Origin of the sequence: Marinobacter sp. LQ44, assembly GCF_001447155.2 — a bacterium.
Taxonomy (GTDB): Bacteria; Pseudomonadota; Gammaproteobacteria; order Pseudomonadales; family Oleiphilaceae; genus Marinobacter.
Map to the genome: position 1 here is coordinate 1339267 of NZ_CP014754.1, position 26935 is coordinate 1366201.

General features: G+C 58.7%; 25 protein-coding genes. 11 read left to right on the forward strand and 14 right to left on the reverse strand.

All coding sequences use genetic code 11. The features are described from left to right. The first annotated feature begins 56 nt into the window (after positions 1-56). Positions 57-1004, forward strand: coding sequence for a YbgA family protein (locus ASQ50_RS06325; RefSeq protein WP_058092753.1), 948 nt, complete (start codon positions 57-59; stop codon positions 1002-1004). A 73-nt stretch (positions 1005-1077) separates the two neighbouring features. Here the strand turns inward: ASQ50_RS06325 and ASQ50_RS06330 are convergent, their stop codons facing one another. The 3 genes from ASQ50_RS06330 to ASQ50_RS06340 all read right to left on the reverse strand — a co-directional run bounded on the left by ASQ50_RS06330 (position 1078) and on the right by ASQ50_RS06340 (position 3869). Then, complete coding sequence (locus ASQ50_RS06330; protein WP_058092752.1) at positions 1078-1809, reverse strand: YdiY family protein; 732 nt, start codon at positions 1807-1809, stop codon at positions 1078-1080. Between the two features lie 25 nt (positions 1810-1834). Beyond that, complete coding sequence (locus ASQ50_RS06335) at positions 1835-2854, reverse strand: rhodanese-related sulfurtransferase (protein WP_058092751.1); 1020 nt, start codon at positions 2852-2854, stop codon at positions 1835-1837. 283 nt (positions 2855-3137) lie between these two features. Next, positions 3138-3869 (reverse strand): DsbA family protein, encoded by a 732-nt coding sequence (locus ASQ50_RS06340; RefSeq protein ID WP_058092750.1) that lies wholly within the window; start codon positions 3867-3869, stop codon positions 3138-3140. Positions 3870-3984: 115 nt separating this feature from the next. Between ASQ50_RS06340 and ASQ50_RS06345 the strand changes: the two genes are divergently transcribed. Next, positions 3985-4950 (forward strand): NAD(P)H-dependent flavin oxidoreductase, encoded by a 966-nt coding sequence (locus tag ASQ50_RS06345; RefSeq protein WP_058092749.1) that lies wholly within the window; start codon positions 3985-3987, stop codon positions 4948-4950. Here the strand turns inward: ASQ50_RS06345 and ASQ50_RS06350 are convergent. From ASQ50_RS06350 to ASQ50_RS06380, 7 genes are all read right to left on the reverse strand, one after another. Then, complete coding sequence (locus tag ASQ50_RS06350; RefSeq protein WP_058092748.1) at positions 4933-5526, reverse strand: ACP phosphodiesterase; 594 nt, start codon at positions 5524-5526, stop codon at positions 4933-4935. The two genes, ASQ50_RS06345 and ASQ50_RS06350, sit on opposite strands and share 18 nt — an antisense overlap. 3 nt (positions 5527-5529) lie before the next feature. Beyond that, entirely contained in the window at positions 5530-7035 is a 1506-nt protein-coding gene (locus ASQ50_RS06355; RefSeq protein WP_058092747.1) for a DUF5666 domain-containing protein, read from the reverse strand. Between the two features lie 39 nt (positions 7036-7074). Further along, positions 7075-7476 (reverse strand): hypothetical protein, encoded by a 402-nt coding sequence (locus ASQ50_RS06360; RefSeq protein ID WP_058092746.1) that lies wholly within the window; start codon positions 7474-7476, stop codon positions 7075-7077. Next, positions 7473-8318 carry a DUF6502 family protein gene (locus tag ASQ50_RS06365; protein WP_058092745.1) on the reverse strand — a complete coding sequence of 282 codons (846 nt, stop codon included), beginning with the start codon at positions 8316-8318 and terminating at the stop codon, positions 7473-7475. The genes ASQ50_RS06360 and ASQ50_RS06365 overlap by 4 nt, the downstream gene beginning before the upstream one ends. Before the next feature lie 79 nt (positions 8319-8397). Then, complete coding sequence (locus ASQ50_RS06370; RefSeq protein ID WP_058092744.1) at positions 8398-9828, reverse strand: DUF5666 domain-containing protein; 1431 nt, start codon at positions 9826-9828, stop codon at positions 8398-8400. A 203-nt stretch (positions 9829-10031) separates the two neighbouring features. Continuing rightward, positions 10032-10376, reverse strand: a complete 345-nt coding sequence (locus ASQ50_RS06375; RefSeq protein WP_058092743.1) for a chaperone modulator CbpM — start codon at positions 10374-10376, stop codon at positions 10032-10034. A gap of 11 nt (positions 10377-10387) precedes the next feature. Continuing rightward, positions 10388-11347, reverse strand: coding sequence for a DnaJ C-terminal domain-containing protein (locus tag ASQ50_RS06380; RefSeq protein WP_058092742.1), 960 nt, complete (start codon positions 11345-11347; stop codon positions 10388-10390). 156 nt (positions 11348-11503) lie between these two features. Between ASQ50_RS06380 and ASQ50_RS21365 the strand changes: the two genes are divergently transcribed. The 6 genes from ASQ50_RS21365 (at position 11504) to ASQ50_RS06410 (ending at position 16873) form a co-directional block, all read left to right on the forward strand. Next, entirely contained in the window at positions 11504-11704 is a 201-nt protein-coding gene (locus ASQ50_RS21365) for a hypothetical protein (RefSeq protein WP_058092741.1), read from the forward strand. A 57-nt stretch (positions 11705-11761) separates the two neighbouring features. Beyond that, positions 11762-12997 carry an MFS transporter gene (locus tag ASQ50_RS06390; RefSeq protein WP_058092740.1) on the forward strand — a complete coding sequence of 412 codons (1236 nt, stop codon included), beginning with the start codon at positions 11762-11764 and terminating at the stop codon, positions 12995-12997. Positions 12998-13087: 90 nt separating this feature from the next. After that, positions 13088-13789 (forward strand): DUF3348 family protein, encoded by a 702-nt coding sequence (locus ASQ50_RS06395; RefSeq protein WP_227513269.1) that lies wholly within the window; start codon positions 13088-13090, stop codon positions 13787-13789. Then, entirely contained in the window at positions 13786-15618 is a 1833-nt protein-coding gene (locus ASQ50_RS06400; protein WP_058092738.1) for a hypothetical protein, read from the forward strand. Before ASQ50_RS06395 ends, ASQ50_RS06400 begins: the two co-directional genes overlap by 4 nt. Further along, entirely contained in the window at positions 15618-16274 is a 657-nt protein-coding gene (locus ASQ50_RS06405; protein WP_058092737.1) for an OmpA family protein, read from the forward strand. Before ASQ50_RS06400 ends, ASQ50_RS06405 begins: the two co-directional genes overlap by 1 nt. Then, on the forward strand, positions 16271-16873 hold the full coding sequence (locus ASQ50_RS06410; protein ID WP_058092736.1) for a DUF2894 domain-containing protein: 603 nt from the start codon (positions 16271-16273) through the stop codon (positions 16871-16873). The genes ASQ50_RS06405 and ASQ50_RS06410 overlap by 4 nt, the downstream gene beginning before the upstream one ends. Before the next feature lie 85 nt (positions 16874-16958). Here ASQ50_RS06410 and fba read toward each other — a convergent pair whose 3' ends face one another. From fba to tkt, 4 genes are all read right to left on the reverse strand, one after another. Next, positions 16959-18023, reverse strand: a complete 1065-nt coding sequence (fba, locus tag ASQ50_RS06415; protein WP_023008548.1) for a class II fructose-bisphosphate aldolase — start codon at positions 18021-18023, stop codon at positions 16959-16961. Positions 18024-18325: 302 nt separating this feature from the next. Next, positions 18326-19486, reverse strand: a complete 1161-nt coding sequence (locus ASQ50_RS06420; RefSeq protein WP_058092735.1) for a phosphoglycerate kinase — start codon at positions 19484-19486, stop codon at positions 18326-18328. Between the two features lie 120 nt (positions 19487-19606). Next, positions 19607-20638, reverse strand: coding sequence for a type I glyceraldehyde-3-phosphate dehydrogenase (gene gap / locus ASQ50_RS06425; RefSeq protein ID WP_058092734.1), 1032 nt, complete (start codon positions 20636-20638; stop codon positions 19607-19609). Continuing rightward, a complete protein-coding gene (gene tkt, locus ASQ50_RS06430; protein WP_058092733.1) occupies positions 20638-22638 on the reverse strand; it encodes a transketolase in 2001 nt (666 codons plus the stop codon). Before tkt ends, gap begins: the two co-directional genes overlap by 1 nt. Before the next feature lie 235 nt (positions 22639-22873). On the opposite strand from tkt, the gene ASQ50_RS06435 reads away from it, so the two are divergent. The 3 genes from ASQ50_RS06435 (at position 22874) to ahcY (ending at position 26931) form a co-directional block, all read left to right on the forward strand. After that, positions 22874-23875: a metalloregulator ArsR/SmtB family transcription factor gene (locus ASQ50_RS06435; RefSeq protein WP_058092732.1), complete on the forward strand. Its 1002-nt coding sequence runs from the start codon at positions 22874-22876 to the stop codon at positions 23873-23875. 96 nt (positions 23876-23971) lie between these two features. Further along, a complete protein-coding gene (gene metK, locus ASQ50_RS06440; RefSeq protein ID WP_058092731.1) occupies positions 23972-25162 on the forward strand; it encodes a methionine adenosyltransferase in 1191 nt (396 codons plus the stop codon). Between the two features lie 374 nt (positions 25163-25536). Then, positions 25537-26931, forward strand: coding sequence for an adenosylhomocysteinase (ahcY, locus tag ASQ50_RS06445; RefSeq protein ID WP_058092730.1), 1395 nt, complete (start codon positions 25537-25539; stop codon positions 26929-26931). Positions 26932-26935: the final 4 nt, after the last annotated feature.

Sequence of the window (26935 nt, forward strand, 5' to 3'; positions counted from 1 at the left end):
ACTCAGAGAACGTATAGTGGTGTAGTACCCGATCATCCAACGGCTGGAGAGTTTTAGTGACCGGTATTCCTGTTGGCATTAGCACTTGCCTGCTCGGCAAGGAAGTTCGCCACGACGGTGGCCACAAGCATTCCCGATACTGCACCCAGGTGCTGGCCAAGCATTTTGAGTTCCGCTCTATTTGCCCGGAACTGGAAGCCGGCCTGGGTGTTCCCCGCCCGGCCATTCACCTGCGCGAGCACGAAGACGGCCTGCACCTGGTGGAAAGCAAGGGCACCAAAGACCACACCGAAGGCATGCAGAACTTCATTGCCGAGGTGATGCCCTCGCTCGCCAACCTGCGTGGCTACATCCTGATGGCGAAATCCCCCAGCTGCGGCATGGAGCGCATCAAGATTCACAACGCGGAAGGTAATTTCATGCACCGGGATGGCCGTGGCATGTTTGCCGAGGCGCTGATGAAGGCCTACCCGTTAATGCCGGTGGAGGAAGAAGGCCGCCTGCACGATGACATGTTGCGGGAGAACTTCATTGAGCGCGTGTTCTCCTACGACGACTGGATGCAGAACGTGGCCGGCGACAAGCTGACCAAGCAATCCTTGCTGGAGTTCCATCAGCGCCACAAGTTCACGTTGCTGGCCCACTCTGAAAAAATCTACCGGCAGCTTGGCCCGATGCTCGCCGATCTGAAAGCCGAGCCGCTGGCGCAGATTGCGGATCGCTACATTCACGGCTTTATGGAAGCCATGACCCAGCGCGTAAGCCGGGGTTCTCACGTGAATGCCATGCAGCATCTGCTGGGCTACCTGAAAGACGGGATGGCAGCGGAAGAGAAAGCGGTGCTGCTGGAGCAGATTGAAGCTTACCGGCGCGGCGAGATTCCACTGGTGGTGCCGATGACACTACTGCGACTGGCCCAGCGTAAGGAGCCGGTGGATTATCTGCACACCCAGAAGTACCTGACCCCCTACCCGGATGAGTTGGGACTTCGGAACAACGTCTGAGGTTCTGGATAACGAAAAAGGGGCAGATGATTTTACCATCTGCCCCTTTTTCGTTGGCTCCGGGAATCCGGAATCAGAAGCCGTACAGCAGTGAGAGCGAGGTCTCGGTGTCGGTTTTGTCTGAGCCAACGGGCGCATCAGACACGTGCTTTACCCGGAAAGCCGCTTTCATGGAGAGGCTACCGACAATGTTGCTCTGCAGCGAGGTCTCGGACTGGCTGATGGTGTTGTTCTCATCCAGGCCAATCTCGGTGCTCAGTTTCTGGCGAAACAGGGCAGTTTCAGACAACGCGTAATCGAACTGGCCAGCCAGGCGGGCGATGGCCTCTTCTTCCACATCCCGGCCATCGGGGTTTTCCTGCCGCAGCTTGTTGTAGCGATAACCGCCTCCCACTGAGAGGTCCAGGAAGGAACGATCCCCTGCCTGCCAAACACGGTTTCCATAACCGGTGGTGAGGGTGGATTCGAAGTCATAACCGGAGAACCGGTCGTCTTCATAGGAGCCACGCACAAACCAGTATTGATTGTCGTCGAATTTGTAATCAGCTTCGAGGGCCGCCTTGTACTCTTCAGCGGTGGTCTGATCTTCCGTCTCTGTGTAACGGGAGCTGAACTCACCGGTGTTGCGCCAGGTTTGGGTCTCATGCTGCAATCCCAGGCGACCGTTCACTTTGGTTTCTTCGGTGTTGCCGGAGGTTACCAGCACACCGAGTTCTGCCTCCCCTGTCCAGTTGCCACTGTCCTGGGCCTGGGCCAGCGGGGCCAGTGCCATACATGCGACTGCCAGTGGTTTTCTGATACCCATGTTATCTCCTTGGTTGGGTTAGTTTTCAGTTGTTAACAACCTTACGAACTTTCTCCCCCTCCAGACTTTTGCGGGCCTGTTCTTCCCTTTCGGCCTTCTTGCGGGCCTTCCGCTCAGCAATAACGCGGGCGGCTTCACCACCCACGTGCGCTTCCCCGCGTTCCCGGGCCAGTTGCATCTGGCGCTCACGTTCCTTGAACCGGGCTTTTTGTTCTTCTGTCAGTGATTCAATGCACTGATGGCAGCTTACGCCCTGTTCGTATTCCGGGCGTTGTTTGTCTTCTTCGGTGATGGGCCGGCGGCAGGCATGGCACTGGTCGTAATCGCCACGTTCGAGGCTGTGGTTGACGGTTACCCGGTCGTCAAACACGAAGCACTCGCCCTGCCAAAGGCTCTGTTCCTGGGGCACCTCTTCCAGGTATTTCAGGATGCCGCCTTTGAGGTGGTATACCTCATCAAACCCTTGTTCTTTCAGGTACGCCGTGGATTTTTCACAGCGGATGCCGCCGGTGCAGAACATGGCGACTTTCTTGTGTTTGCTGGGGTCCAGATTCTGTTTCACATACTCTGGAAATTCCCGGAAGGTGTCAGTGGCCGGATTGACGGCGTTTTTGAAGGTGCCAATCTCAACTTCGTACTGGTTTCGGGTGTCTACCAGCAGTACTTCGGGGTCTGAGATGAGGTTGTTCCATTCTTTGGGGTCGACGTAGGTGCCAACCACTCGTTTGGGGTCGATGCCTTCAACGCCCATGGTGACGATTTCTTTTTTGAGTTTGACCTTGGTGCGCTTGAAGGGCTGGATGTCTACGAAGGATTCTTTGTAGTCCACGCCGTCGAAGCGCTCGTCGCTGGCGATCCAGTCTTTGATGGCGTCGATGCCCTGGCGGCTGCCGGCGATGGTGCCGTTGATGCCTTCCCGTGCCAGCAGCAGGGTGCCGTGGACGTCTTTTTCCAGCATGAGGTTCAGCAGGGGTTGGCGTAGGTCTTTGTAATCATTCAATACTGCGAACTTGTAGAGTGCGCAGACGACTATTTCGTTGCTCATGGTTTCTCCTGCGGGCCGGATCGTAAATCCGGAGCATGGTTTGATGTTTGTTACGGGGCAAAGTTTAACCAACTGGGGTTTCGGTGCAAGTCGGGGTTTACTTAGTTTGGGTGCCTTTGTTCCCGCGTTCCCGCCACTGGGTGGGGAGAGCTGTACAAAAGACGCTGTGAATACGTCCCTGTACGCTCCGCTCCGCCATCCATGGCTCCGTAGGCTTTTGTACAGTTCTCCCCACCCAGTGGCTAACTTTTCGGTTTGCCGTCGGACTTATTGCGGCGTGTGCTTAGTTATTCGCCTTTTCCAGTTCGCGCTCAATTACTGCGGAGAGCTGTCCCCAACCCGGTCGGGTTAGTTGGATGTTGTCTACCATCACTGTTGGGGTGCTCATTACGCGCATCTGGGTGGCCACTTGCAGGCTTTGTTCTACCGCTTCTTTGTGGAGTTCGGTGGTCAGGCAGCGGCGGAAGCGGCGTTCTTCGAGGCCCAGGCCTTTGGCGTAGCGGGTGAAGGTGGCGACGGGGTCGTTGGAGCCGCTCCATTCGCTTTGTGCGTCGTAGAGTTTGTCGTGCATTGGCCAGTATTGGCCCTGGTCTCCGGCGCAGCGGGCGGCCTGGGCGGCGGGGACGGCGTTTTGGTGTTGGCGTAGGGGCAGGTCGAAATAGACGAAGCGGACTTTGCCGGTGTCTACGTATTCCTGTTTCAGGCGTTTGCTGGCTGAGGCGAAGCTGGCGCAGGCGGGGCATTGGTAGTCGGCGAATTCGCGTACGACAACGGGCGCGTCTGCCGGGCCAATGGAGATGCCGTATTGGTCGAGGGAGGCCGGGAAGTCTGATGCGTTGGGGGCGGCTACCGGTAGTGCCTCGGAGGTTGGTTTGGGCGGCAGGGTGAGGAAGTACACGGCTACCGCTACGGCAATGACAACCGCTACCGAGATGCCGATGATGGCCGGTTTCTTGTTTCTGTGCTTACGCGGTGCGGGGGCGCCGGTTTGTTTGCGTCTTTTTGCTTCACCCATGGTGGGCTCCTTTTGTTTTGTCCTGTCACCCGTTGGAACGATTGTCCACTGCTCGTCGGGCAGGCTAAGATCCCCTATATCCTGAGAAAGTTCCAATAAAAATCAAGGACCAATCATGCCAATGCCCGTTCAGCTCAAAGATTCTCTTTCATTACCCCTGATCGCCGCGCCAATGTTTCTGATTTCTTCGCCCCGGCTGGCGCTGGCCTGCTGTAAGGCGGGCGTGGTGGGAAGTTTCCCGGCGCTGAATCAGCGCAGCAGTGAGGGATTTGAGGGATGGCTGGTTCAGATGAACACAGAGTTGGCGCAATGGAGACAGGCCCATCCGGACTCAGTTACCGCGCCCTATGCGGTTAATCTGGTGGTGCATCGCACCAATCCTCGCTGGCAGGCGGATCTGGAGCTTTGTGTGAAGCACAAAGTGCCGATGGTGATTACCTCCCTGGGCGCGGCCAGCCAGGTGGTGGAGGCGGTGCACAGTTATGGTGGGCTGGTGTTCCATGATGTAACCAATCAGAAGCATGCCCGTAAGGCGGCGGAAGCTGGGGTGGATGGCATTATTGCCGTGAGTGCAGGGGCCGGTGGCCATGCCGGTACCACCAACCCGTTTGTACTGGTGCATGAAATCCGTGAGGTGTTCGATGGCACCATTTTGCTGGCCGGCGGTTTGTCGCACGGAGAGGATCTGTTGGCAGCCCAGGCACTGGGGGCGGATCTGGCCTATATGGGGACACGGTTTATCAATACCGAGGAATCCGAGGCAGAGGATGCCTATCGGAACATGATCATCGAAGCCGTATCAGCGGATATCATCCATACCCCGGCGGTGTCCGGTGTACCGGCCAGCTTTATGCGCCAGAGTCTTGAAGCCGCGGGCTTTGATATGCACAAGCTGAATCAGGCCGGCGATGTGAATTACGGCGAGAAACTCAAGCCCATGGACGATGAAGCCAAAGCGTGGAAGACGGTCTGGTCAGCCGGCCAGGGTGTGAGCCAGATTCATGATGTGGTGCCTGTTGAGGCGTTGGTTCAGCGATTGGAAGCGGAATATCAGCAGGCCCGTTCACGCCTGATGGGATGATTCCGGAAAGCGGTTGGCGAAGGCCTGAAGTTCCGGGAAGAAGGCCAGAAAATGGCCTTCCAGTTCGGCTTCGTTGGCCCGAATTTCGTCGATGATGCCGGTAAACCGGTTAGCAAAGCGGATTCGGCCGGCCACCCTGTCGAGGGCATAACCGATGTTGTCCAGATCCTGATAGGCGCCAAACCAGTCGTGTTCAACCATGCGGCGGGTCACCACAGCCATGTTGTCCGGCATCAGCGCCCGGTGGCTTTGCAGTTCCTGGTATACGGTCCGGATAAAGGTATCTTTGTCCCAGTCACTGAACTGTTCCCAGTGCCGGAGCAGGAAGTGGTCGTAGAGGATATCCAGGGCCACGCCGGCAAAGCGCCGGCGCTCTTTTGAGAACAGGCTTTTGCTGGCCAGCACCTGCGGATGCTGGTCGGTGAATACATCAACCGCCAGGTGGTGCCGCACGCCTTCGAGCACCGGCGCCGGCACATGATCCCAGTCCAGCCCCCGGGTGAAATCCCCGAGGATACTGCCCACTCTCGCCTCCGGTGAGTCCGGTGCGAGGAAGGTGTGGGCGAGGTGGTTCATGGCTCAGTCTTCGCTTTCCAGTTCGATTCCATCGGCCACGAAGTTGCCCGGTGTTGGCTCACGATACTCTACTTCAAGTACCGGCCGCTGCCCGGCATCGAAGGCATCAATCAACTCGTCGCGGCTGGTGCCTTCAAACTGGGTATCTATCGTGGTTTGCACATCAATTCCCAGTACCGTGAACACAGTCCCCTGCACGTGCGTGAGCTGACCCTGGCTTTCATATTCACGATCCGCCGCTGGCCCATTGTCTTCCTCATTGCGCTCAACCTTTATCGCTTCAAGCACAACGCCAGAGCCGGACTGCCGCTCAATCCCTTCCACTTCCAACTGATAACTGCCGTTCAGGTCCGCCAGTTTCAGGCGCAGATCGCTGTCATCGTCGGTGATGATCGTCCGTGGCGTGAGCTGCACCAACACACCACCAACCCGGAAGGTCTGGTCGTTGAAGTTGAGCGTGTTGACGTCGAGGACACCGTCTACTGACGCGTTGCCTTCACGAGCTTCAATTTCTTCAGCCAGTACGGAGCCATTGTCCTGGAAATCCCCCTCAACCTGTATCAGCATGCCGGCGGTCAGATCCGAGGCCGACAAACCATCATCAAACTCGGTATTGTCATCGACAAAGACAATCAGGCCGTTGATGTGGAAGGAGCGGGTCGATGCGTTGTAGTCGGTGCTCACGGGGCCTGAGAACTCAATGTCATCGCCGGAGCCCCGACGGTAGCGACGGGTTTCGCCTTCGTCGATTTCCCGGGCAATCAATACGCCATTGGAGATCGTACCTTCGGCTTCCACCAGCAGAAGATCTGCCAGATCGGCTTCCGTCAGCGACCCGACGAACGCACTGTCAGTGTACGAGACTAACTGCCCGTTAATGCTGAACTGATTCAGATTCAGCTGCAATGAACCCTTGTCAATGCGGCCTTCAATCTCTACGTTGGTTTCATCCTGCGTCATCAAACCAATGTGGCTTGCCCGGTACCGACCGTTGGGATCCGGCTCACGCCAGCCACTGATGCGCACGAAAGCGCCGTCTGCCAGGGTTTCAAGCGTAATGTCCTTGAACACCGTCTGCTGGTCGGCAACCACAGTCTGCTCATAGATAGTGAACTGCACCGATTCGACCATACCGTCGGCATCCAGGGTCTGAATCAGATTGTCCACACGCCCACGGAAGGTATCGTCGTACTCGACCGACTCCGCATTCCCTCGGCCATCAACCCGCCACTCGCCTTCGATCCTCAGGATCATGCCTTCCTGTAACTGGTCTTCACGCTCAATGCCGTCATCACTGCTGACGCGACCATCCGTCTCAAACCTCACGCCATTGACGAAGACGCTGCCGAAACCGGAAACCGGCCCAACGCTGGAGCCTGTGCCTCGGATGCCGCCGTCGGCAACGCCGACTCCACCACCGCCACCGCCGCCGCAGGCACTCAACACGCCGAGTGCGATCGGTGCGGCGGCGAGTTTCAGCATTCTGTGAAGCGTTACTGCTCTGAACATTGTTCTCTCCTGCAGGCCATCCGGGCCCGCCACTGATCGTCAGCTGTCGTTGTGGCGTCGTCGTAGCTTGTCGATGTCAACAAAATCATCGTAATTGCCCAGGCTCAGTGAACCGGTAGCACCCCAGGGAGCATAAGCGCTTCTCTTTAACAGAACGTGACCGCTCTCCAGGGTTTCCACAATGCCCTTTCGAAGCAGTTCCGCAAGCACGACAGAAGGCACCAGGTTTGGGTTGGCGATTTGCACCAGGTCAACAAAGGAATGGGGTTCATGGGGCGTTGCAAGCACCACCCTCGGGTGGTTCTCCTCATCCAGGAAATGCTCGGAACTCAGCCAGTATCTCACCACCTGACGGGCTCCCGGCGAAAGCAGCGTGCTGACCAGTTCGGTGGTTTGCCAGCGCGGGGGCTGTCCGGTCGGGACATTAAGAGCCATCATCATTCGTCTCCGCTCTTGTTCGTCTGAACCGGCTCTTCAAAATAGAAAATGCTGACGCCGGTCCGTACCGATTCGCCGCCCTCCTGGCCGGATACTCCCCGGTCGTGAGGCCCTAACCAGCTGTCCAGTTCTTCCAGCAGGGCCTGGGACTGCCTTGCGGCACGCTCGCGCCACTCATTAATGACGTCTGGTGGAACACCGTTGTACGTGAGCGTTCGCTGAAACAGGGGTTGCTGCCCGTGTTCACTGCTCACCAGGTTGTGATCAATGGTAGCTACAAGATCTGATACGTCTTCGCCGAAGATCTGGAGCATTTCTTCGCTGTCTCCGGTGGGAACATAGGCTCGTTGCTTCAGGTGCAACTGGCCGCTGTCCACATCCACACTGACCACGCCTACACGTTGCAGCTCATCCAGTACGGCCCGTGGCGTCATGTCGCCGCTGTATTTTCGAACCAACTCACTGAAGCTGCCCGGGCCTTCAAACACCAGGGCAGCGGGTTCTCCGTTACTGGCCTGGAAACCGGTGTCGTGAACCCAGCCGGAGACCACTCGTGAGGCCCGGTTGGCGTGGGAGGTGGTTTCCCGAACCGGGTTTTCGCCCGCCAGGATCTCCCGCTGTTTGCGTACTTCCTTACGGGTCAGTCCGGTCATGACGGCCGCCCGGGAATCGGTCGGTTTACGGCGGCCATCGGAAAAATCTTCCAACGCAGCCTCCACATACGCCCTTTTCACCAGCTCAGAGAACTCGCCGAACGGAACGCCATTGCGCAGCAGCAGCCTGGCCATCGGGCGCAAAATGCGGAACAGCGCTTGGTGCAGGGGATTGGATTTGGCATCAGTCATATTTGGGATTGTATTCCCATCTTGCCCCGGAAAACCAGACACAGGTTGCGGTATCCCCCGCAACCTGTGTCCTTCAACCTCAGTTTTCAGGGTTTGCGGTCAACTCATACTCTCCGCCGATGGTCTGGGCGTATTCAACCTCGGCTTCATCACCAACCTGAAGGCCCGCAACGCTGAAGCCATTCAGCAGGATTTCCAGATTCATCACCGTCACCGACGTATCGGAAATGGCATCGATTCTGGCCTCCAGCTTAAAGTTATCATCTTCGTCGCTGTCTTCCCGCTCAATGATGAAGGCTTCAAGGTGATCAGTACGCTGACGACCTTCCACCTCAACATAGTCCCCAACGCTGAAGGCGTTGATGTCATCAACCCGATTACGCAGGTCGTTATCGCTGTCATCGTCGTCGATCAGGGTATTGGCGGTGAGTTGAACGCGAACGCCACTGACCACCAGCAACTCATTGTCCAGATCGATCTGCTGGATGATGCCGTCCAGTTCCGCATCGCCTTCCCGGCCTTCCACTTCTTCCGCCAGCAGAGTGTTGTTGCGGAAATCACCCTCGACTTTCACGAACACGCCATCCTGAAGGCTGCCCTCGCTGATGTCGTCAAACTCAGTCTCAGCATTCAGCTGAACCAGCACGCCATTAATCCGGAAGGTGCGGGCAGACGCATCGAAATCGTAGATATCACCGGAAATTTCAACGTCATCGTTGTCGTCAAACAGGTCGTCCTCATCATCAATTTCCTCGGCAAGCAGGACATTGCCGTCTGCGTTGAGCTGACCTTCCACCTCAACCACAAGCCCGTTCTCCAGTTGGTCCAGACTGAAATCATCATCCGCGACCGCGCTGGTGTAATCCACTGTGAAACCGTTGATGGTGAAGGTCTGCGACTGCGCATTCAGGTTCTGGACCACGCCTTCAAGTTCAGCTTCATTCAAATCGTCAAAATCCGAGTCCAGCGAACGAGCACCCACGAAGCTGGCCCGGAAGCTGCCGTCATTCAGGCGCCAGCCGCTTACCCGAACCCGATAATTGGCAAGCGGTGCCGCAAGCTCAACCGGCGTGGCCCCGCGGAATACCGTCTGGTTGGTCAGCGCAACCGTCTGCCCCAGCAGCTGCAATTTACCCGTAGCTGCAACGGAGTCCCAGATTGCGCCGGTGAGTGGCCCACGGAGGGTATCGTCGTAACGGATATCACTCGCCTGCCCCTCGCCACGTGAATCCCAGCTGCCTTTAACCTTGAGAACCATGCCTTTTTCCAGCTGGTCCTCCCGCTCGATCCCGTCGTCGCTGTTCACGCTGCCATCGGTGGCGAACCGGGTGCCATTGACGTAGACACTGCCAAAACCGGTGACGGCACCCACACTGGTGCCCTCGGCGTTGGCACCGGTGCTTACTGAACCGGAGGAGCCAGAGCCGCCCCCACCACAGGCGGCCAGACCGCCGGCCAAGGTACCAACCAGAACCAACTTGATCGCCTTTGAAAGTCCGTTGCGCTTCATCTTCCTTCTCCCGACTGATTTGACAGAATCCGGCGCTGTTTTCAGCGCCACACTATTTGGGAATGTTTTCCCAACTATTTAAGTAGGAAAATAATCCCAAATTTTAAATTTGTCCAGTTCAGGAAGATGACAATTTCGTGAATCGTTTCTGGAAACGTGTCCGGGAGCTGAACCAGACATTCAGCCCCCGGGACAAAATACCGCTACTCGCCCATCAGTTGACGAATGCGTTGGTTCAGGCGGTCCACCTCCCTCCGCATGCCCTGTACTTCGTCCAGCAGCTCCAGCGACATGGCCAGCCCGGGCAGGTTGAGTTTGAGATCCCGCTGCAGGCGCAGCGCTTTCTGCAGGCGACTCAATGCGGCCACGTCGAATTGCCACTGGCGCACTTCCGGCACCTCGTCCAGTGGCGCGATGACTCCATAGTCCACCAGTTTGATCACAAACTCTGCATGGCAGCCCCCGCGTTCGCAGATTTCCCGAAGCGAGAAGGTGCTGCCATCGGTGTCGGTGACTTCCACCATCAGAATCCGGTCTTTACTCGTCATGTTCGCCTCCCTCACACGTGCAGCTTGCTGCGCGGATTGAACCCTTTCTCCAGCTCAGCCAGCTTCTCGTAGAGTGCTTCGGCTTCCGCCGTGTGCTGTTCGGGCATGGCCACTTGCAGTACCACAATCTGGTCGCCCGGGTGTTTGCCCGGAAAGCCTTTGCCCTTGAGCCGGAGTTTGCGCCCGCTGGTGGCCCCCTTCGGCACCTTCACATTCACCTTTCCGGTCACCGTTGGCACTGTGACCGTTGCCCCCAGGGCGGCTTCCCACGGCGAAATCGGCACGGTAAGCAGCACATCCCGGCCCTCAACACTGAAGTGAGGGTGGGGCGCCAGTTCCACTTCGATAAACAGATCGCCAGGCTCACCTCCACCAATTCCGGGTGCGCCCTGGCCCTTCAGCCGGATATGCTGCCCTTCCCGCATGCCCGCAGGGATTTTTACTTTCAGGGTTTTCTGGCGTGGTATCAGGCGGCCATGGTCATCCGGTTCATGAACCGTGAACGACACCTGTTTCTCGCAACCGTTAAAAGCCTCTTCAAGAAACAGGGCCAGCCGGGCATGCACATCCTCGCCCCGCATTCTCATGCTCTGGTGAAAACCGCCACCCCCGAAGCCTCCACGCCGGCCACCGCCGAAGATTTCCTCAAAAAAATCACTGAACTGGCGAGCGTCGGCCTCGGTGTATCCTCCACCGCCAAAGCCCGAGGCACTCTGCCAGCCCGGTGGCGGCTGGAATGAGCCATCGGCGCGGGCACCGTACTTGCGCAACTGGTCGTACTCGGCCCGTTTTTCGGGGTCTTTCAACACTTCATAGGCTTCGCCCACATCTTTAAAACGGTCGCTCGCGTCGGCTTCTTTGCTGACATCCGGGTGGTACTTCCGCGCCAGCTTACGGTAGGCCTTCTTGATCTCCTCGGGCGTGGCAGACTCACTCACACCGAGGACGGCGTAATAGTCTTTGAAATCCATGGCGCTCCTCGCATCTGACCAAAGAGGTTTCTCTGACTACCTATAATTGACGCTGATGGAAAAAATACAAGCCAGTGCTGACCGCCACTTGAGACAGGTCAAGAACTGAGAGGCGGTGGACTACGGCAATGCCACACTGGTCCGGGCCTGTTTGCCATGGACAGCGTGCAACAGCAGCTTGCCAGCCTGCCTGCAGACAAGCGCCAGCAAACCATCAACGATCTGCGCCGCCAGATAGGCTACTCCGAAGAAGCCGTTCGCCAGGAACATTTCGGGTTTTCTGCTCCGACCATCGAACGGGAAGAGGAAGAGGGCTTTTTCCGGTTTGAGCGCGAACGCCGCTACGGCTTGAATTAGTAAGCTAACGTCCATCCTCATAATCGCTTATAGCCGTTAGAGCACCCAATCCTGACAATGGCGGGCTTTCTCTTCCCTGACTGGATCAAGGAGATCAGATTGAGCGCCGCCACCCACAACCCCGAATCCGGCCTTCCGACCTGGCTGATCGTCTTTGCGCTGGCGATGGGCGGCTTTGGTATCGGTACCGGCGAATTCGCCATCATGGGGTTGATGCCCAATGTCGCCCAGGATCTCGGCGTCTCTGAGCCACAGGTAGGCCACCTTATCTCCACCTATGCGCTGGGCGTGGTGGTCGGTGCACCCATTCTGGCCATTCTCGGTGCGCAACTTTTCCGGCGGCAGTTGCTCATACTACTGATGTCCTTCTACGCGCTGGGTAACCTGGCCAGCGCTCTGGCCAGCAATTACGAATCCCTGCTGGTTTTCCGGTTTATCGCCGGACTGCCCCATGGCGCCTACTTCGGTGTTGCTGCGCTGGTGGCAGCCTCGCTGGTGCCAGTACACAAGCGGGCCAAGGCGGTGAGCCAGATCATGATGGGGCTGACCCTAGCACTGCTGATCGGCAACCCCCTGGCCACGGTGATGGGGCAATCCATGGACTGGCGCTATGCCTTTGGTTTTGTTGGCCTGGTGTCGTTACTCACCGTAGTGCTGGTTACCCTGTTCCTGCCCAAAAATCCGCAGGAACAAAGGCACAGCCCGTTAAGCGAAGTCCGCGCCTTTAACAAACCACAAATCTGGTTTGCGCTGGCCATTGGCGCTATCGGCTTCGCAGGCATGTTCGCGGTGTTCAGTTACCTAGCCCCGACGCTGCTGGAAGTCACCCGAGTGGATGCGGTCTGGATTCCGGTGGCCCTGGTGGTGTTCGGGATGGGCGGTTTTGTGGGCAACCTGCTTGGTGGCTGGCTGTTTGACCGTCTGCAATTCCGGGCCGTTGGCGTGATCCTGGTGTTCAGCGCCATGATTCTGAGCGTCTTTCCGTCTGCCACAGGCTCATTGCCGGTGTTACTCGTGGTCTGCTTCCTGACCGCATTGATGGTGGCGCTGGGCCCGGCTCTGCAAACCCACCTGATGGACGTAGCCACCGGCGCCCAGACCCTGGCCGCCGCCTCCCATCACGCCGCGTTCAATCTCGCCAACGCCCTTGGCCCATGGCTTGGCGGGCTGGCCATTACCGCTGGCTTCGGCTGGCAATCCACTGGCTACGTAGGAGCTGCAACCGCCGTGGCCGGGCTGATGATTTTCCTGGTTGCCTGGCGCCACCCTGTGCCTGTGCCAGAGGCCAGCTAGGCGCTCATTTCTCACGCTACAGTCATTATCATTCACTCCGCTTAGCCAGTAGAATAGCGAGCTTTGAACGTTACCTGCGCGGAAACCGGAGTGAAAACCCAGCCAATGCCCTTGCAACCTCTGGCAAATACTGGTCCCAGAGCCAGGCTATTGCGCCAACTGGATGATTCAGCGACAACGCTGGATGGCACCCAGTTGCCATGCTTTGCAGAGCGACTCAGCCGGCTGTTCGGTCTGGGCGACACCATGACCCTGGATACGGCCATAGGTTATCGGGCGAAACAGCAAGGCACGCCTCAGGGCGCCGTGGTAGACCGGTTAATCGATGAGCTGGCGACAATACGCCTAGCGCTGGTTCAGCGTATTCGCGGATTTGGCTCGGACCTGGAGTTCGACGGCGACCCCGAACCTGAAGCCGCTCACAATGCCTGGCTGACATTACAGCGCAAGGTGGCGGCCAACAGCCGTCAGTTGCGGGACAAGGTTCGAAAATCGATGAAAGATCAGGGCCCGAAACTAGCCCGCCTGGCCGAGTTGGACGCCGTGTTTGATCAAACGATGGCCGGGTATACCGCACAGTGTTTTTCCCATATCCCCAAGGTACTTGAACAACGATTCGAGCACCGATCGATCACCCCGGAGCAAAGCCCCACCCCGGCTAAAACGGCCGACTGGTTCCACCGTTACTGCGAGGAAGCGCAGTCTTTGTTACTCGCTGAACTGGATGTTCGGCTGGAACCGGCTCTGGGTTTGCTGGAGGCTTGCCACAAAGAGGTTAACAACACCCCATGAGTAAACTGTTCTTTACCCTGGCGTTTGCCATCGGCCTGGCCGTGGTAGCCTGGATTGGTGCCGGATTTGTCGGTTCCGACCTGCTGGCGCTGGCGTTTACCGGGCTGATTGGCGCCGTTTACTGTCTCGGCTTTGGCGAACTGGTGAATTTCCGCCGACAGACCCGCGAACTGAACGCACAGGTTCATCAGTTACCTGAAAGCCAGGAGCAGGTTAACCACTGGCTTGGCACACTGCCCGCCTCGATGCAGTTCCCGGTGCAACGGCGAATTGAGGGCCATGCCGCCGCATTACCCGGCCCGCAACTGACACCCTACCTGACCGGCCTGCTGGTGATGCTGGGCCTGCTGGGCACCTTTGCCGGCATGATTGTGACCCTGAGCGGCGCTGCCTCAGCCCTAGATAACAGTACCGAACTGAGCGCTATTCGCAGCGCACTGGCCGCTCCGATTGCCGGTTTGAGTCTCGCCTTCGGCACCTCCATTGCCGGCGTGGCCGCCTCCGCCATGCTGGGGCTGGCCTCTACCCTGAGCCGCCGGGACCGGTTGCAGGCGTCCCGCGCCCTGGATAGTGCACTGCGAGACAAGCTGCATCATCTATCTACAGATCATCAACGCCATCAGGCGTTTCAGGCTCTGGAGAGCCAGGCCAAAGCCTTGCCGGAAATGGCCTCGGCCATGGAGCGCATGACCGCACGCATGGAGCAGCTCGGCCAGCAACTGGAACAGTCCCTGACCCGGAACCAGCAGGAATTCCACAGCACGGTCGGCCGCCACTACCAGACACTGGCCGATTCTGTGGCCCAATCCCTGAAATCGGCGCTGGAAGACAGTGCAAAACAGGCTTCGCAACGGATTGAGCCCATTGTGATCCATGCCATGGAGCAGCTTCAGAAAGATGCTCACAGCCTTCAACAAAGCTGGTCTAATGATGCCCGCCAGCAGTTAGCGGAATTGACCGCGGCTTTCCAGAAAACCACTGCAGAAGCCGGCGAGCGCTGGCAGCAGAATCTGACTGCACAGCAGGCCCAGAACCAGGAGACGTTGGCTCAATACCAAAGCCACTTCCAGAGCAGCAGCACCGGGTTGATTGAGCAGCAACAGGCCGGGCTGACGGAACTGCTCAGCACCGTTGGCGCTCAGCTCGATCAACTCCGGGAACAGGAAAGCGAACGAGCCCGGGCTGCAAACGAGCGAATGGAACAACTGGAAGCCACGGCTGCCCGCCACCTGAGTGAGCTGGGTACGGCACTGGAAGCGCCCATGACCCGCCTGATCGAAACCGCCTCGGAAACACCGAAGGCCGCCGCCGAGGTCATCCGACAGCTGCAGTCGGAAATCACCCGCAACAGCGAGCGGGAAAACGAGCTGTTGGAAGAACGCCAGCGACTGGTTCAGGAATTGGACACTCTGCTGGAAAACCAGCGCAGCACCGCCGATAGTCAGCGGGAGGCGGTGGATTCGCTGGTCAGCGGCGCCAGCGAAATCCTGGCCGGCATCAGCGAACGCTTTAACACCTTGATCCAGGAACAAAGCCGGCAACTGGGCGAACTGGGCGACAACATCACCGGCAGCAGCCAGGAAGTCGGCGCGTTGAGCGACGCCTTCGCCCAAGCCATTGAGCTGTTCAGTCAGTCCAACCAGCAGGTGGTCGCCAGCCTTGCGGATATCCAGAAGGCCCTGTATAACGCCGGCACCCGGCACGATGAACAGCTGGCCTATTACGTGGCCCAGGCCCGCGAGGTGATTGACCTCAGCGTCAGCGCCCAGAAAGACGTGATTGATGCCGCCGCAGCCCTGCGCCGGGCAGAATCTGGCGAGGCCGGTTGATGGAACAGCTGGAAGGCGGCGAACAGCAATCGGCACCGGTCTGGGCCATCTTCTCGGACCTGATGGCGGCGCTGGTGGGCATTCTGGCGCTGATTCTTGTGTGGGTGATCGGCATCCAGCTGGAACTCAGCCAGTCCTTGGCCGAGGAGATCGAGAAACGGGAGGCGGAAGAACAGCGCCGGATGGCCCTGGAGCAAGCTCTTGAAGACCCTCTCACCAAAGGTCTGGTGACCTTCCGCGATGGCCGTATCGGCATCAGCGGCAACGTCTTGTTCGAGCTGAATTCAGACCAGTTGCAGGCCGAAGGCGAGGAAGTTCTGAAATCGCTGATTACGCCTCTGCAAACCTACCTGGAGCAGCACGACGAACTGCTAATGGTGAGCGGTTTTACCGACGACCTGCCCATGCACCCGGGTAACCGTTACCAGGATAACTGGGGCCTTTCGGCCCAGCGGGCGCTTACCGTTACCCGCTCGTTAACGGAACTGGGCCTGCCCAACGACCGGGTATTCGCCGCCGCCTTTGGCCCGCACCACCCGGCAGTGCCGAATGTGGATGCGGAATCCCGGGCCCTGAACCGGCGGGTGGAAATCAGTACCGTGCCCCGGGCGCCTTCGGCGGTGACAGACACCGAAAGGGAGCCGGTCGACCGATGACCCAGGAAACCTCCCTGCTCGACTCGCTCAGGCAAGCCGGGGCAGACAGGCTGGACCCGGTGCGCTTTCGCTACCTGGAGTCCTTCGAACGGCGATTGCGCGCAAAGGGCCTGCAACACGGTGAACACTGGCTGAAGCTGCAGCAGGCCGTTTCCGATTACCGGACATACCACGCTGAGGCAGATAGCGCAGAGCCGGCCTTAAAGCCCACAGGCGGCCAGAACCCGTCGCAACTTGGCAACCTGGTGGATACTCTGAACCGGTCAACGGAAGCGCCGGAACCGCCCCCTCGCTCAGTGCTTGAGCAGCGGATCTTCGGAGGCGAGGAGGAACGCCCGGGAGAAGGCCCGGTTATCGACTCACCCAGGCCCCTCAAAGCCCTGGCCCGGGTTACCACCGGCCAAGAGGCCCGGGCACTGCAACAGCGCATTCTTCAGTCTATTGAAAGCACACCCGAAGAAGCCGGCCCCATGAACGCACACCGGCTGGTCAGCCGGGCGCTGGCCGAGATGCAGAAACTCTCGCCCGAGTACACGCTCCGCTTTGCCCGTTATATCGACACCTTGCTGGCACTGGAAAAGTCTTCGCGGAAAAACTGACACCCCACGGCCAGGTGCATTCACGCTAAACAAAAAAGCCCCGACCACTAGGGTCAGGGCTTTCAGGTAAGCGAGGCAGAGAGCCTTACTTGACCTTCGGGTCCAGCTCGCCAGCCTCATACCGCTCGAACATCTGCTCGAGGTTCAGAGGCTTGATCTTGCTGGCCTGGCCGGCACAACCAAACGCCTCGTAGCGAGCTACGCAGATATCGGTCATGGCGACCATAGTGGCCTTGAGGAATTTGCGCGGGTCGAATTCGGCCGGGTTCTGGGCCATGAAACGACGAACGGCACCGGTAGAGGCAAGGCGCAGGTCGGTGTCGATGTTGACCTTGCGTACGCCGTGTTTGATGCCTTCGACGATTTCCTCCACCGGCACACCGTAGGTTTCCGGAATCTCACCACCGAATTCGTTGATCACCTTCAGCCACTCCTGGGGTACGGAGCTTGAGCCGTGCATGACCAGGTGGGTGTCCGGGATGCGGGCGTGGATGGCTTTGATCTGGTCGATGGCCAGGATGTCACCTGTGGGCGGACGGGTGAACTTGTAGGCGCCGTGGCTGGTGCCGATGGCGATGGCCAGTGCGTCTACCTGGGTTTTCTGGACGAAGTCGGCAGCTTCTTCCGGATCGGTCAGCATCTGGCTATGGTCCAGGGTGCCTTCGGCGCCAATGCCGTCTTCTTCACCGGCCTGGCCGGTTTCGAGGGAGCCCAGGCAGCCCAGTTCACCTTCTACGGAGACACCACAGGCGTGGGCCATTTCAACGGTGCGACGGGTGACGTCTACGTTGTATTCGTAGCTGGTCGGGGTTTTGCCGTCTTCACCCAGGGAGCCGTCCATCATGACGGAGCTGAAGCCGAGCTGGATGGAGCGCTGGCAAACTGCGGGGCTGGTGCCGTGGTCCTGATGCATAACCACAGGGATGTGCGGCCATTCTTCGATGGCGGCCAGGATCAGGTGGCGCAGGAAAGGCGCACCGGCGTATTTGCGGGCACCGGCGGAGGCCTGAACAATGACCGGGGAGTCGGTTTTGTCGGCGGCTTCCATGATGGCGCGCATTTGTTCGAGGTTGTTCACGTTAAAGGCTGGCACACCGTAACCGTGCTCGGCGGCGTGGTCCAGAAGTTGCCGCAGCGAAATCAGGGCCATGGGTTGTCTCCTTCGTTGACTTTTTGATGTTTGAATTCTGTTCGTTTCAGACTTTTGAGTCTGCTGCGGAGGGTGGGGTAGGTCTTTCGCGGAACCGCTACGAGCACCCGCGGGCGGGTCCGGCCAGCAATCATAGATTGCTGTCGTTCGGCTGCGCATGAAGCTCCGCTTCATAAACGCTTGCCTCACCCATGTGCGCTTCTCTCAGGCCATCCCTGGCCTTCGAAATTCCGCGAAAGACCTACCCCACCCTCCTTGCGATTCTGGCCCTGCGCGGGTTTCTCTCAGAATCGCTTTGTTGATTACGCTCCGCGTTCTTCCAACACGGCAACCGCCGGCAGGGTTTTGCCTTCCACGAATTCCAGGAACGCGCCGCCGCCGGTTGAGATGTAGGAGATCTTGTCAGCTATGCCGTATTTGTCAACGGCCGCGACGGTGTCGCCGCCGCCTGCCAGGGAGAAGGCGTCGCTTTCGGCGATGGCTTCAGCCAATGCTTGGGTGCCGTTGCCGAACTGGTCGAATTCGAATACGCCAACCGGGCCGTTCCACAGGATGGTTTTGGCGTTCTTGAGCAGGCTCGCGAACTGGCCGGCGGTTTCCGGGCCTACGTCGAGGATCATGTCGTCGTCGCTGACGTCGGAGATGTTTTTCACGGTGGCGGTGGCAGTTTCGGCGAATTCGCTGGCGACCACTACGTCAACCGGCAGCGGGATCTCCACGCGGCTGGCGATGTCTTTGGCGGTGTCGATCAGGTCGTGTTCGCACAGGGATTTGCCCACCGGGTGGCCGGCTGCGGCCAGGAAGGTGTTGGCGATGCCGCCACCGACGATGATCTGGTCACACACTTTTTCCAGGGCGTTGAGTACGTCGAGTTTGGTGGAGACTTTGGAGCCGCCAACGATGGCGACAACGGGTTTGGCCGGGTTATCCAGGGCTTTGCCGAGGGCGTCGAGTTCTGCTGCCAGCAGGGGGCCGGCGCAGGCTTCTGGGGCGAACTTCGCTACGCCGTGGGTGGAGGCCTGGGCGCGGTGGGCGGTGCCGAAGGCGTCCATCACGTAGACGTCGCACAGGGCGGCGTATTGTTTGGCCAGGTCTTCGTTGTCTTTCTTTTCGCCTTTGTTGAAGCGAACGTTTTCGAGCAGCACCACTTCGCCGTCGGCCACTTCAACGCCGTTGAGGTAGTCCTTGATCAGGCGCACTTCCTGGCCGAGCAGGGTGCTCAGGTGTTCGGCAACCGGCTTCATGGAAGAGGCCTCGTCGTACACGCCTTCTTCCGGGCGACCCAGGTGGGACATCAGCATGACTTTGGCGCCGGCGTCTTTAGCGGCTTTGATGGTCGGCAGCGAGGCGCGGATGCGGGCGTCGCTGGAGACTTTGCCGTTTTTGACCGGTACGTTCAGGTCTTCACGAATCAGAACCCGATTGCCGGCGAGGTTCAGGTCAGTCATTTTTTTGATGGCCATAGTTACAGTTCCATTTCTACGGGTTAGAACGTTATTGCCACGGGCGACACAGACTTGCACGGACGAAAAGATAAAAGAGCTTTGTATTTGTCCGTGTTCGTCCGTGTGGTCCGTGGCTCATCAATCAGTTTTCTCAAGCCAGACCTTGCTGACATCCAGCATCCGGTTGGCGAAGCCCCATTCATTGTCGAACCAGCAGAGTACTTTCACCATGGTGCCGCCGGTGACTCGGGTCTGGCCGCCGTCTACCACGCCGGAATGGGCGTCGTGGTTGAAGTCGGAACTGGCCAGCAGTTCATCGGTGTAACCGAGGATGCCTTTCAGGCCTCCCTTTGCGGCGTTCTGTAATAGCTGGTTCACCGCCATTACATCGGTGGCCTCGCGTACATTCACCACCATGTCTATAGCAGAGACATTAAGCGTTGGCACGCGCATGGCCACGGAGCTGAAGCGACCCACCATATGAGGCAGCAAACGCTCGATGCCACGGGCCAGTCCTGTGTCTACCGGGACGATATTATGAAGCGCGCTGCGGGTGCGGCGCAGGTCCTGGTGGTGGTAAGCATCGATCACCGGCTGGTCGTTCATGGCGGCGTGGATAGTGGTGGTACTGCCCTGCTCTACGCCGAAGGCGTCGTCCAGTACCTTGATCACCGGTACCAGACAGTTGGTGGTGCAGGAGCCCGCAGCCACAATCACATCCTCAGCATTCAGCTGGTGGTCGTTGATTCCGAACACCACGGTGCGGTCCACATCGGATTCGCCTGGCTGGGAAAACAGCAGGCGTTGGGCGCCCGCCTCAATGTGTTTCTCCGCTGTGGCGCGGTCGGAGTAAGCGCCGGAGCATTCCAGCACCAGGTCTACGTCCAGCAAACGCCATGGCAGATCACTCGGGTCCGGGTGGCGCAGCACCCGGATGCGATCGCCGTTGACCACCAGGTTATCGCCATCCACCGCCACCTCACCGTGAAACCGCCCGTGGGTGGAGTCGTATTTGGTGAGATGGGCGATGGTGTCGATATCCGACAACTCGTTGATCGCGACCACCTGCAGATGGTCGCGATAGCCGTTTTCATAGAGTGCCCGCAACACGCACTGGCCTATGCGGCCGTACCCGTTGATGGCGATGCGAAACGGCGTTGAGTTGGTCATCAGGCGTCCAGGAGCTCGTCAGCCACTTCCAGGATGTTGTCGACGGTGAAGCCGAATTCCTTGAACAACTCGCCAGCAGGCGCAGACTCACCGAAGGTGGTCATGCCCACAACCCGGCCGTCCAGGCCCACGTACTTGTACCAGTAGTCAGCAATGCCGGCTTCGATGGCGATGCGGTTGGTGACTTCCAGCGGCAGCACCTGTTGCTTGTACTCGGCGCTCTGGGCGTCGAATACATCGGTAGACGGCATGGACACCACACGCACAGCCTTGCCCTGCTCGCGCAGCTTGGCGGCAACGTCCTGGGCCAGGGCCACTTCAGAGCCGGTGGCAATCAGGATCAGCTCCGGGGTGCCTTCGCTGTCAGACAGCACGTAGCCACCCTTGGCAACGTTGGCCAGCTGCTCGGCGTCACGCTGCTGGTGCGGCAGGTTCTGACGAGAGAACACCATGGCGGTGGGGCCGTCGTTGCGCTCGAGGGCGGCTTTCCAGGCCACCGCAGATTCCACGGTGTCGGCCGGGCGCCACGTGCTCATGTTCGGCGTGGTGCGCAGGCTGGCCATCTGTTCAATGGGCTGGTGCGTGGGACCGTCTTCGCCCAGACCGATGGAGTCGTGGGTGAAGACAAAGATGGAGCGCTGCTTCATGAGGGCCGCCATGCGTACCGCGTTGCGGCAGTATTCCATGAAGATCAGGAAGGTGGCGCCGTAGGGAACAAAACCGCCGTGCAGGGCGATGCCGTTCATAATGGCGGCCATTCCGAACTCACGTACACCGTAATAGATGTAGTTGCCGGAGGCGTCGTCTTTGGTCACGCCTTTGCAGCCAGACCAGATGGTCAGGTTGGAACCGGCCAGGTCGGCGGAGCCGCCCATCAGTTCCGGCAGCAGCGGGCCATAGGCGTTCAGGGTGTTCTGGGATGCCTTACGGGAAGCGATGGTGTCGCCCTTGTCCTGGCATTCCTGAATGTAGGCCTGTGCCTTCTGGGCGAAATCTGCCGGCAGTTCGCCGGCCATACGGCGCTTGAACTCAGCGGCCAGTTCCGGCTCGGCTTTTTCGTAGGCGGCGAATTTCTCTTCCCATGCCTTCTGGGCAGCGGCGCCTTTTTCTTTGGCATCCCAGGCTGCGTAAATTTCAGAAGGAACTTCAAACGGACCGTGCTGCCAGCCCAGCGCTTCCCGGGTCAGGGCGATTTCATCGTCACCCAGCGGGGCGCCGTGGCAATCTTCCTTGCCCTGTTTATTGGGGGAACCAAAGCCGATGATGGTTTTGCAGCAGATGATGGTGGGCTGATCGGTATTCGCGCGGGCCGCTTCGATGGCCGCACGAATGGCATCGGCATCGTGGCCATCCACGTTCGGGATAACCTGCCAGCCGTAGGATTCGAAACGCTTGGGCGTGTCGTCGGTAAACCAGCCTTCTACTTCACCATCAATGGAAATGCCGTTGTCGTCGTAGAAGAACACCAGTTTACCCAGGCCCAAAGTACCGGCCAGGGAGGCGACTTCGTGGGAGATGCCTTCCATCAGGCAGCCATCGCCCAGGAAGGCGTAGGTGTAGTGATCAACAATCTCGTGGCCCGGGCGGTTGAACTGCGCCGCCAGGGATTTCTCGGCCAACGCGAAACCAACGGCATTGGCAATGCCCTGCCCCAGCGGGCCAGTGGTGGTCTCGATGCCCGGCGTATAGCCGTATTCCGGGTGGCCCGGGGTTTTGGAGTGCAACTGGCGGAAGTTCTTGATGTCGTCAATGGAGACGTCGTACCCACTCAGGTGCAGCAGGGAATACTGCAGCATGGAGCCATGGCCGTTAGACAGCACAAAGCGGTCACGGTTGGCCCACTGAGGGTTGGCCGGGTTGTGGCTGAGGTAATCGTTCCACAGTACCTCGGCGATATCCGCCATACCCATGGGCGCACCCGGGTGGCCGGACTTGGCTTTCTGAACCGCATCCATGCTCAGCGCGCGAATGGCGTTGGCGAGATCTTTACGGGACGACATTGACTATTCTCCAGTGTTTTTCAGGAAAAGAATTCAAGCTGCAAAAACTGCTTAAAAAGAAGGCGCGTATTTTCGCCGATTACGGTATGCCGGGGCAAATCCATATGTAGTGGTTTTCCGATGGCGGCGGCACAAACTCGCCAAAGCAACTGATTTCACAAAGCCATAAATCTATATCAAAAAATTTTGATATGGCTATTGATCGACCAACTAATCCCCCCTACACTTGCCAACCATGACCTCACTCAATGCACATGCTAACGAACTGTCCTCTGTGGACACCCTGGCACCGATCTTCAAGGCGAGCGGAGACCCCCTGCGCCTGGAAATCCTGCGGGTGCTGCGCCGTGACACCTTCGGCGTGCTTGAGCTGAGCCAGCTGTTTGATATGCGCCAGTCCGGCATGAGCCATCACCTGAAAGTGATGAATAAGGCCGGGCTGCTGGAACCCCAGCGTGAAGGCAACGCCATTTTCTACCGCCGCCCCCTGCATCTGGACAGCGACAAACTGGCGGACCAGGCCATCCGGCAGATTTTTGAGACGGTGGACCGCGTGCCCTTGCCGCCGCAGCTGGAAGAAAAGATTGAGGCAATCCGGGAGCAGCGGGCGGAGCAGTCCCAGGCGTTTTTCTCCCGACACTCGGAGCAGTTCCGGGAACAACAGGAATTGATTGCAGCCTTCGACCTCTATGCCGAACCCACAGCAGAGCTGATCCGCAAGCGCACGACTCGGCAAGAATGGCGCAGTGCGCTGGAAATCGGTCCCGGTGAAGGTGCGTTCCTGCCCGTACTGTCAGCCCTGTTTGAACACGTGGTAGCGCTGGATAACAGCAAAGACATGCTGGCCAAGGCCACCCGCACCTGTATTGATGAGCGTTTGAATAATGTGGATTTGATTGAAGGCGTCACCGACACCCTGCTGGCCCGCGGTGATGCCTTTGACCTGATCGTCGCCAACATGGTGCTGCACCATGTGCCCAGCCCGGCGGACATCTTCCTGGATGCCGCGGCACTGATGAACAGCGGTGGCTGTTTTATCGTCAGTGATTTGTGCAGCCATGATCAGGACTGGGCGAAAGAGAATTGCGGCGACCTCTGGCTTGGCTTTGAGCCGGAAGAGCTGACCGCCTGGGCCGCTGATGCCGGCCTGACCGCCGGAGAGCAACTGTTTATTGGCCTGCGCAACGGTTTCCAGGTGCAGGTACGGGAATTCTGGAAAACGTCCGCAACGGCTTGAGGCCCGAGCGGATACTGGAACATCAAAAAACTTTGATATTGTCGTACGTAGAAATACGTACACTGACTTTGAAAACGCTCACAAAGGAGCACCGCTATGTCTGACTACAACATCTTCACCTCCGAATCGGTCTCTGAAGGCCACCCGGACAAACTGGCCGACCAGATTTCCGATGCGGTACTGGATGCCATCCTGGCCGACGACCCGCACGCCCGCGTGGCCTGCGAAACCATGGTCAAGACCGGCGTTGCCATCGTTGGCGGTGAAATCACCACCAGCGCCTGGGTAGACCTGGAAGACCTGGTGCGCGGTGTGATCAAAGACATCGGCTACACCTCCTCAGACGTGGGCTACGACGGCGACACCTGTGGCGTGATCAATATCATCGGCAAACAATCTGTCGACATCGCCCAGGGCGTTGACCGCCAAAAGCCGGAAGACCAGGGCGCCGGCGACCAGGGCCTGATGTTCGGCTACGCCAGCAACGAAACCGACGTGCTGATGCCAGCCCCGATCACCTTCTCTCACCGGCTGGTACAGCGCCAGGCCGAAGCCCGCAAAAGCGGCCTGCTGCCGTGGCTGCGCCCGGACGCCAAGAGCCAGGTTACCTGCCGCTATGAGAACGGCCAGGTGGTTGGTATTGATGCCGTGGTTCTGTCCACCCAGCACGATCCGGACGTGACCCAAGAAGACCTGAAAGAAGCGGTAATGGAGCTGATCGTCAAGCACACGCTGCCGGAAGAACTGCTGCACAAAGACACCCAGTTCCACATCAACCCGACCGGCAAGTTCGTGATCGGCGGCCCGGTGGGCGACTGTGGCCTGACCGGCCGTAAGATCATCGTAGACACCTACGGCGGCATGGCCCGCCACGGTGGCGGTGCGTTCTCCGGCAAAGACCCCTCGAAGGTTGACCGTTCTGCAGCCTATGCCGGTCGTTACGTGGCCAAGAACATCGTGGCCGCCGGCCTGGCCGAGAAGTGCGAGATTCAGGTGTCCTACGCCATCGGTGTCGCCCAGCCGACCTCCATTTCTTTGAACACCTTCGGCACCGGCAAGATCAGCGACGACAAGATCATCGACCTGGTACGCGCACACTTCGACCTGCGCCCGTATGCGATCACCAACATGCTGGACCTGCTGCACCCGATGTACCGGGCCACAGCAGCCTACGGCCACTTCGGCCGCGATCCATACGAGATGACCGTTGGCGGCAAGACCTTCACCGCGTTCCCGTGGGAGAAGACCGACCGTGCTTCGGCTCTGAAGGACGCTGCGGGCATCTGACGATTTTGGGTCTGACTCTTTGAGTTGGGTCCTATTTTTGGCCCAGCCCTCTTGGTGTGGTGGTGGGCGGCGGCAAGGAACGTCTTTCGCACTTGTGGTGAGGGCTTATCGAAAACTCTTTCATGCAAGGCGCTGAAAGAAGGCCAAATTCAGTATTTCGGCGTACCGGAGACGGCATACGCCAAAGTTTGAAAGAGGAGATGGGGAACGTCTTTCGCGGAATTTCGAAGGCCATGGATGGCCTGAGAGAAGCGCACATGGATGTGCTCGTAGCGGTTCCGCGAAAGACGTTCCCCATCTCCGACACAACCCATACAGGCGGTACCCGATAATGTTCCGGGACCGTAGAGAAAGGCTGACAGGAGAACACCCAAATGAGCACTCCGGCAGAAAAACTGACCACGTTTGAAGACTACAAAGTCCGCGACATTACCCTCGCCGACTGGGGCCGCAAGGAAATCAAAATCGCCGAAGGCGAAATGCCCGCCCTGATGAAACTGCGCGAGAAATACAAAGCCGAGCAGCCGCTGAAAGGCGCCAACATCATGGGCTGCATCCACATGACCATCCAGACCGCCGTATTGATTGAAACCCTGGTGGAGCTAGGCGCTAACGTGCGCTGGTCATCGTGCAACATCTTCTCCACCCAGGACCAGGCCGCAGCCGCCATCGCGGCGCAAGGCATTCCCGTGTTCGCGTGGAAAGGTGAAACTGACGAAGAATACGAATGGTGCCTGCACCGCACCGTAGGTGCAGACGTGGACGGCTGGCAACCGAACATGATCCTGGACGACGGCGGCGACCTGACCGAGTTGCTGCACAAGGAATACCCGCAGGTGATTGCCAAGTGCCACGGTGTGACCGAAGAAACCACCACCGGCGTGCACCGTCTGCAGGAAATGCTGCGCGACGGCACTCTGAAGATCCCGGCGATCAACGTGAACGATTCGGTCACCAAATCCAAGAACGACAACAAGTACGGCTGTCGTCACAGCCTGAACGACGCCATCAAGCGTGCTACCGACCACCTGCTGTCTGGCAAGAAAGCACTGGTCATCGGCTACGGTGACGTAGGTAAAGGCTCTGCCCTGTCCCTGCGCCAGGAAGGCATGATTGTAAAAGTGACCGAAGCCGACCCGATCTGCGCCATGCAGGCCTGCATGGACGGTTTTGAAGTGGTATCCCCGTACATCGATGGCATCAACACCGGTACCGAGCAAGGCATCAACACCGACCTGCTGGGCACCACTGACCTGCTGGTGACTACCACCGGTAACGTCAACGTGTGTGACGCCAACATGCTGAAGGCGCTGAAGAACGGCGCTGTGGTGTGCAACATCGGCCACTTCGATAATGAAATCGATACCGCCTACATGCGCAAGAACTGGGAGTGGGACGAGGTCAAACCGCAGGTACACGTGATTTACCGCGACAAGGCCAGCAACGACCACCTGATCCTGCTGTCCGAAGGCCGCCTGGTGAACCTGGGCAACGCCACCGGTCACCCGTCCCGGATCATGGATGGCTCCTTCGCCAACCAGGTGCTGGCCCAGATGTACCTGTTCGAGCGCAAGTTTGCCGACCTGCCGGAGGAATCCAAGGCCAAGGGTGTTTACGTTCAGGTACTGCCCAAGCAACTGGACGAAGAAGTGGCCCGCGCCATGGTCGAAGGTTTTGGTGGCGTGATCACCAAGATGACGCCGGACCAGGCAAAATACATCGGTGTGCCGGTCGAAGGCCCGTACAAGCCGGAAAGCTACAGGTACTGAGCGG

Bases quoted from the DNA above. Each gene is read 5' to 3' on its own strand.
- ASQ50_RS06350 (WP_058092748.1), bottom strand. From the start codon at position 5,526: ATGAACCACCTCGCCCACACCTTCCTCGCACCGGACTCACCGGAGGCG.
- ASQ50_RS06370 (WP_058092744.1), bottom strand. From the start codon at position 9,828: ATGAAGCGCAACGGACTTTCAAAGGCGATCAAGTTGGTTCTGGTTGGT.
- ahcY (WP_058092730.1), top strand. From the start codon at position 25,537: ATGAGCACTCCGGCAGAAAAACTGACCACGTTTGAAGACTACAAAGTC.
- ASQ50_RS06380 (WP_058092742.1), bottom strand. From the start codon at position 11,347: ATGGATTTCAAAGACTATTACGCCGTCCTCGGTGTGAGTGAGTCTGCC.
- ASQ50_RS06375 (WP_058092743.1), bottom strand. From the start codon at position 10,376: ATGACGAGTAAAGACCGGATTCTGATGGTGGAAGTCACCGACACCGAT.
- ASQ50_RS06410 (WP_058092736.1), top strand. From the start codon at position 16,271: ATGACCCAGGAAACCTCCCTGCTCGACTCGCTCAGGCAAGCCGGGGCA.
- gap (WP_058092734.1), bottom strand. From the start codon at position 20,638: ATGACCAACTCAACGCCGTTTCGCATCGCCATCAACGGGTACGGCCGC.
- ASQ50_RS06390 (WP_058092740.1), top strand. From the start codon at position 11,762: ATGGCGGGCTTTCTCTTCCCTGACTGGATCAAGGAGATCAGATTGAGC.
- tkt (WP_058092733.1), bottom strand. From the start codon at position 22,638: ATGTCGTCCCGTAAAGATCTCGCCAACGCCATTCGCGCGCTGAGCATG.
- ASQ50_RS06435 (WP_058092732.1), top strand. From the start codon at position 22,874: ATGACCTCACTCAATGCACATGCTAACGAACTGTCCTCTGTGGACACC.
- ASQ50_RS06330 (WP_058092752.1), bottom strand. From the start codon at position 1,809: ATGGGTATCAGAAAACCACTGGCAGTCGCATGTATGGCACTGGCCCCG.
- ASQ50_RS06340 (WP_058092750.1), bottom strand. From the start codon at position 3,869: ATGGGTGAAGCAAAAAGACGCAAACAAACCGGCGCCCCCGCACCGCGT.
- ASQ50_RS06355 (WP_058092747.1), bottom strand. From the start codon at position 7,035: ATGTTCAGAGCAGTAACGCTTCACAGAATGCTGAAACTCGCCGCCGCA.
- ASQ50_RS06345 (WP_058092749.1), top strand. From the start codon at position 3,985: ATGCCAATGCCCGTTCAGCTCAAAGATTCTCTTTCATTACCCCTGATC.
- ASQ50_RS06400 (WP_058092738.1), top strand. From the start codon at position 13,786: ATGAGTAAACTGTTCTTTACCCTGGCGTTTGCCATCGGCCTGGCCGTG.
- ASQ50_RS06335 (WP_058092751.1), bottom strand. From the start codon at position 2,854: ATGAGCAACGAAATAGTCGTCTGCGCACTCTACAAGTTCGCAGTATTG.
- ASQ50_RS06360 (WP_058092746.1), bottom strand. From the start codon at position 7,476: ATGATGATGGCTCTTAATGTCCCGACCGGACAGCCCCCGCGCTGGCAA.
- ASQ50_RS06420 (WP_058092735.1), bottom strand. From the start codon at position 19,486: ATGGCCATCAAAAAAATGACTGACCTGAACCTCGCCGGCAATCGGGTT.
- fba (WP_023008548.1), bottom strand. From the start codon at position 18,023: ATGGCCCTGATTTCGCTGCGGCAACTTCTGGACCACGCCGCCGAGCAC.
- ASQ50_RS21365 (WP_058092741.1), top strand. From the start codon at position 11,504: ATGGACAGCGTGCAACAGCAGCTTGCCAGCCTGCCTGCAGACAAGCGC.
- metK (WP_058092731.1), top strand. From the start codon at position 23,972: ATGTCTGACTACAACATCTTCACCTCCGAATCGGTCTCTGAAGGCCAC.
- ASQ50_RS06365 (WP_058092745.1), bottom strand. From the start codon at position 8,318: ATGACTGATGCCAAATCCAATCCCCTGCACCAAGCGCTGTTCCGCATT.
- ASQ50_RS06405 (WP_058092737.1), top strand. From the start codon at position 15,618: ATGGAACAGCTGGAAGGCGGCGAACAGCAATCGGCACCGGTCTGGGCC.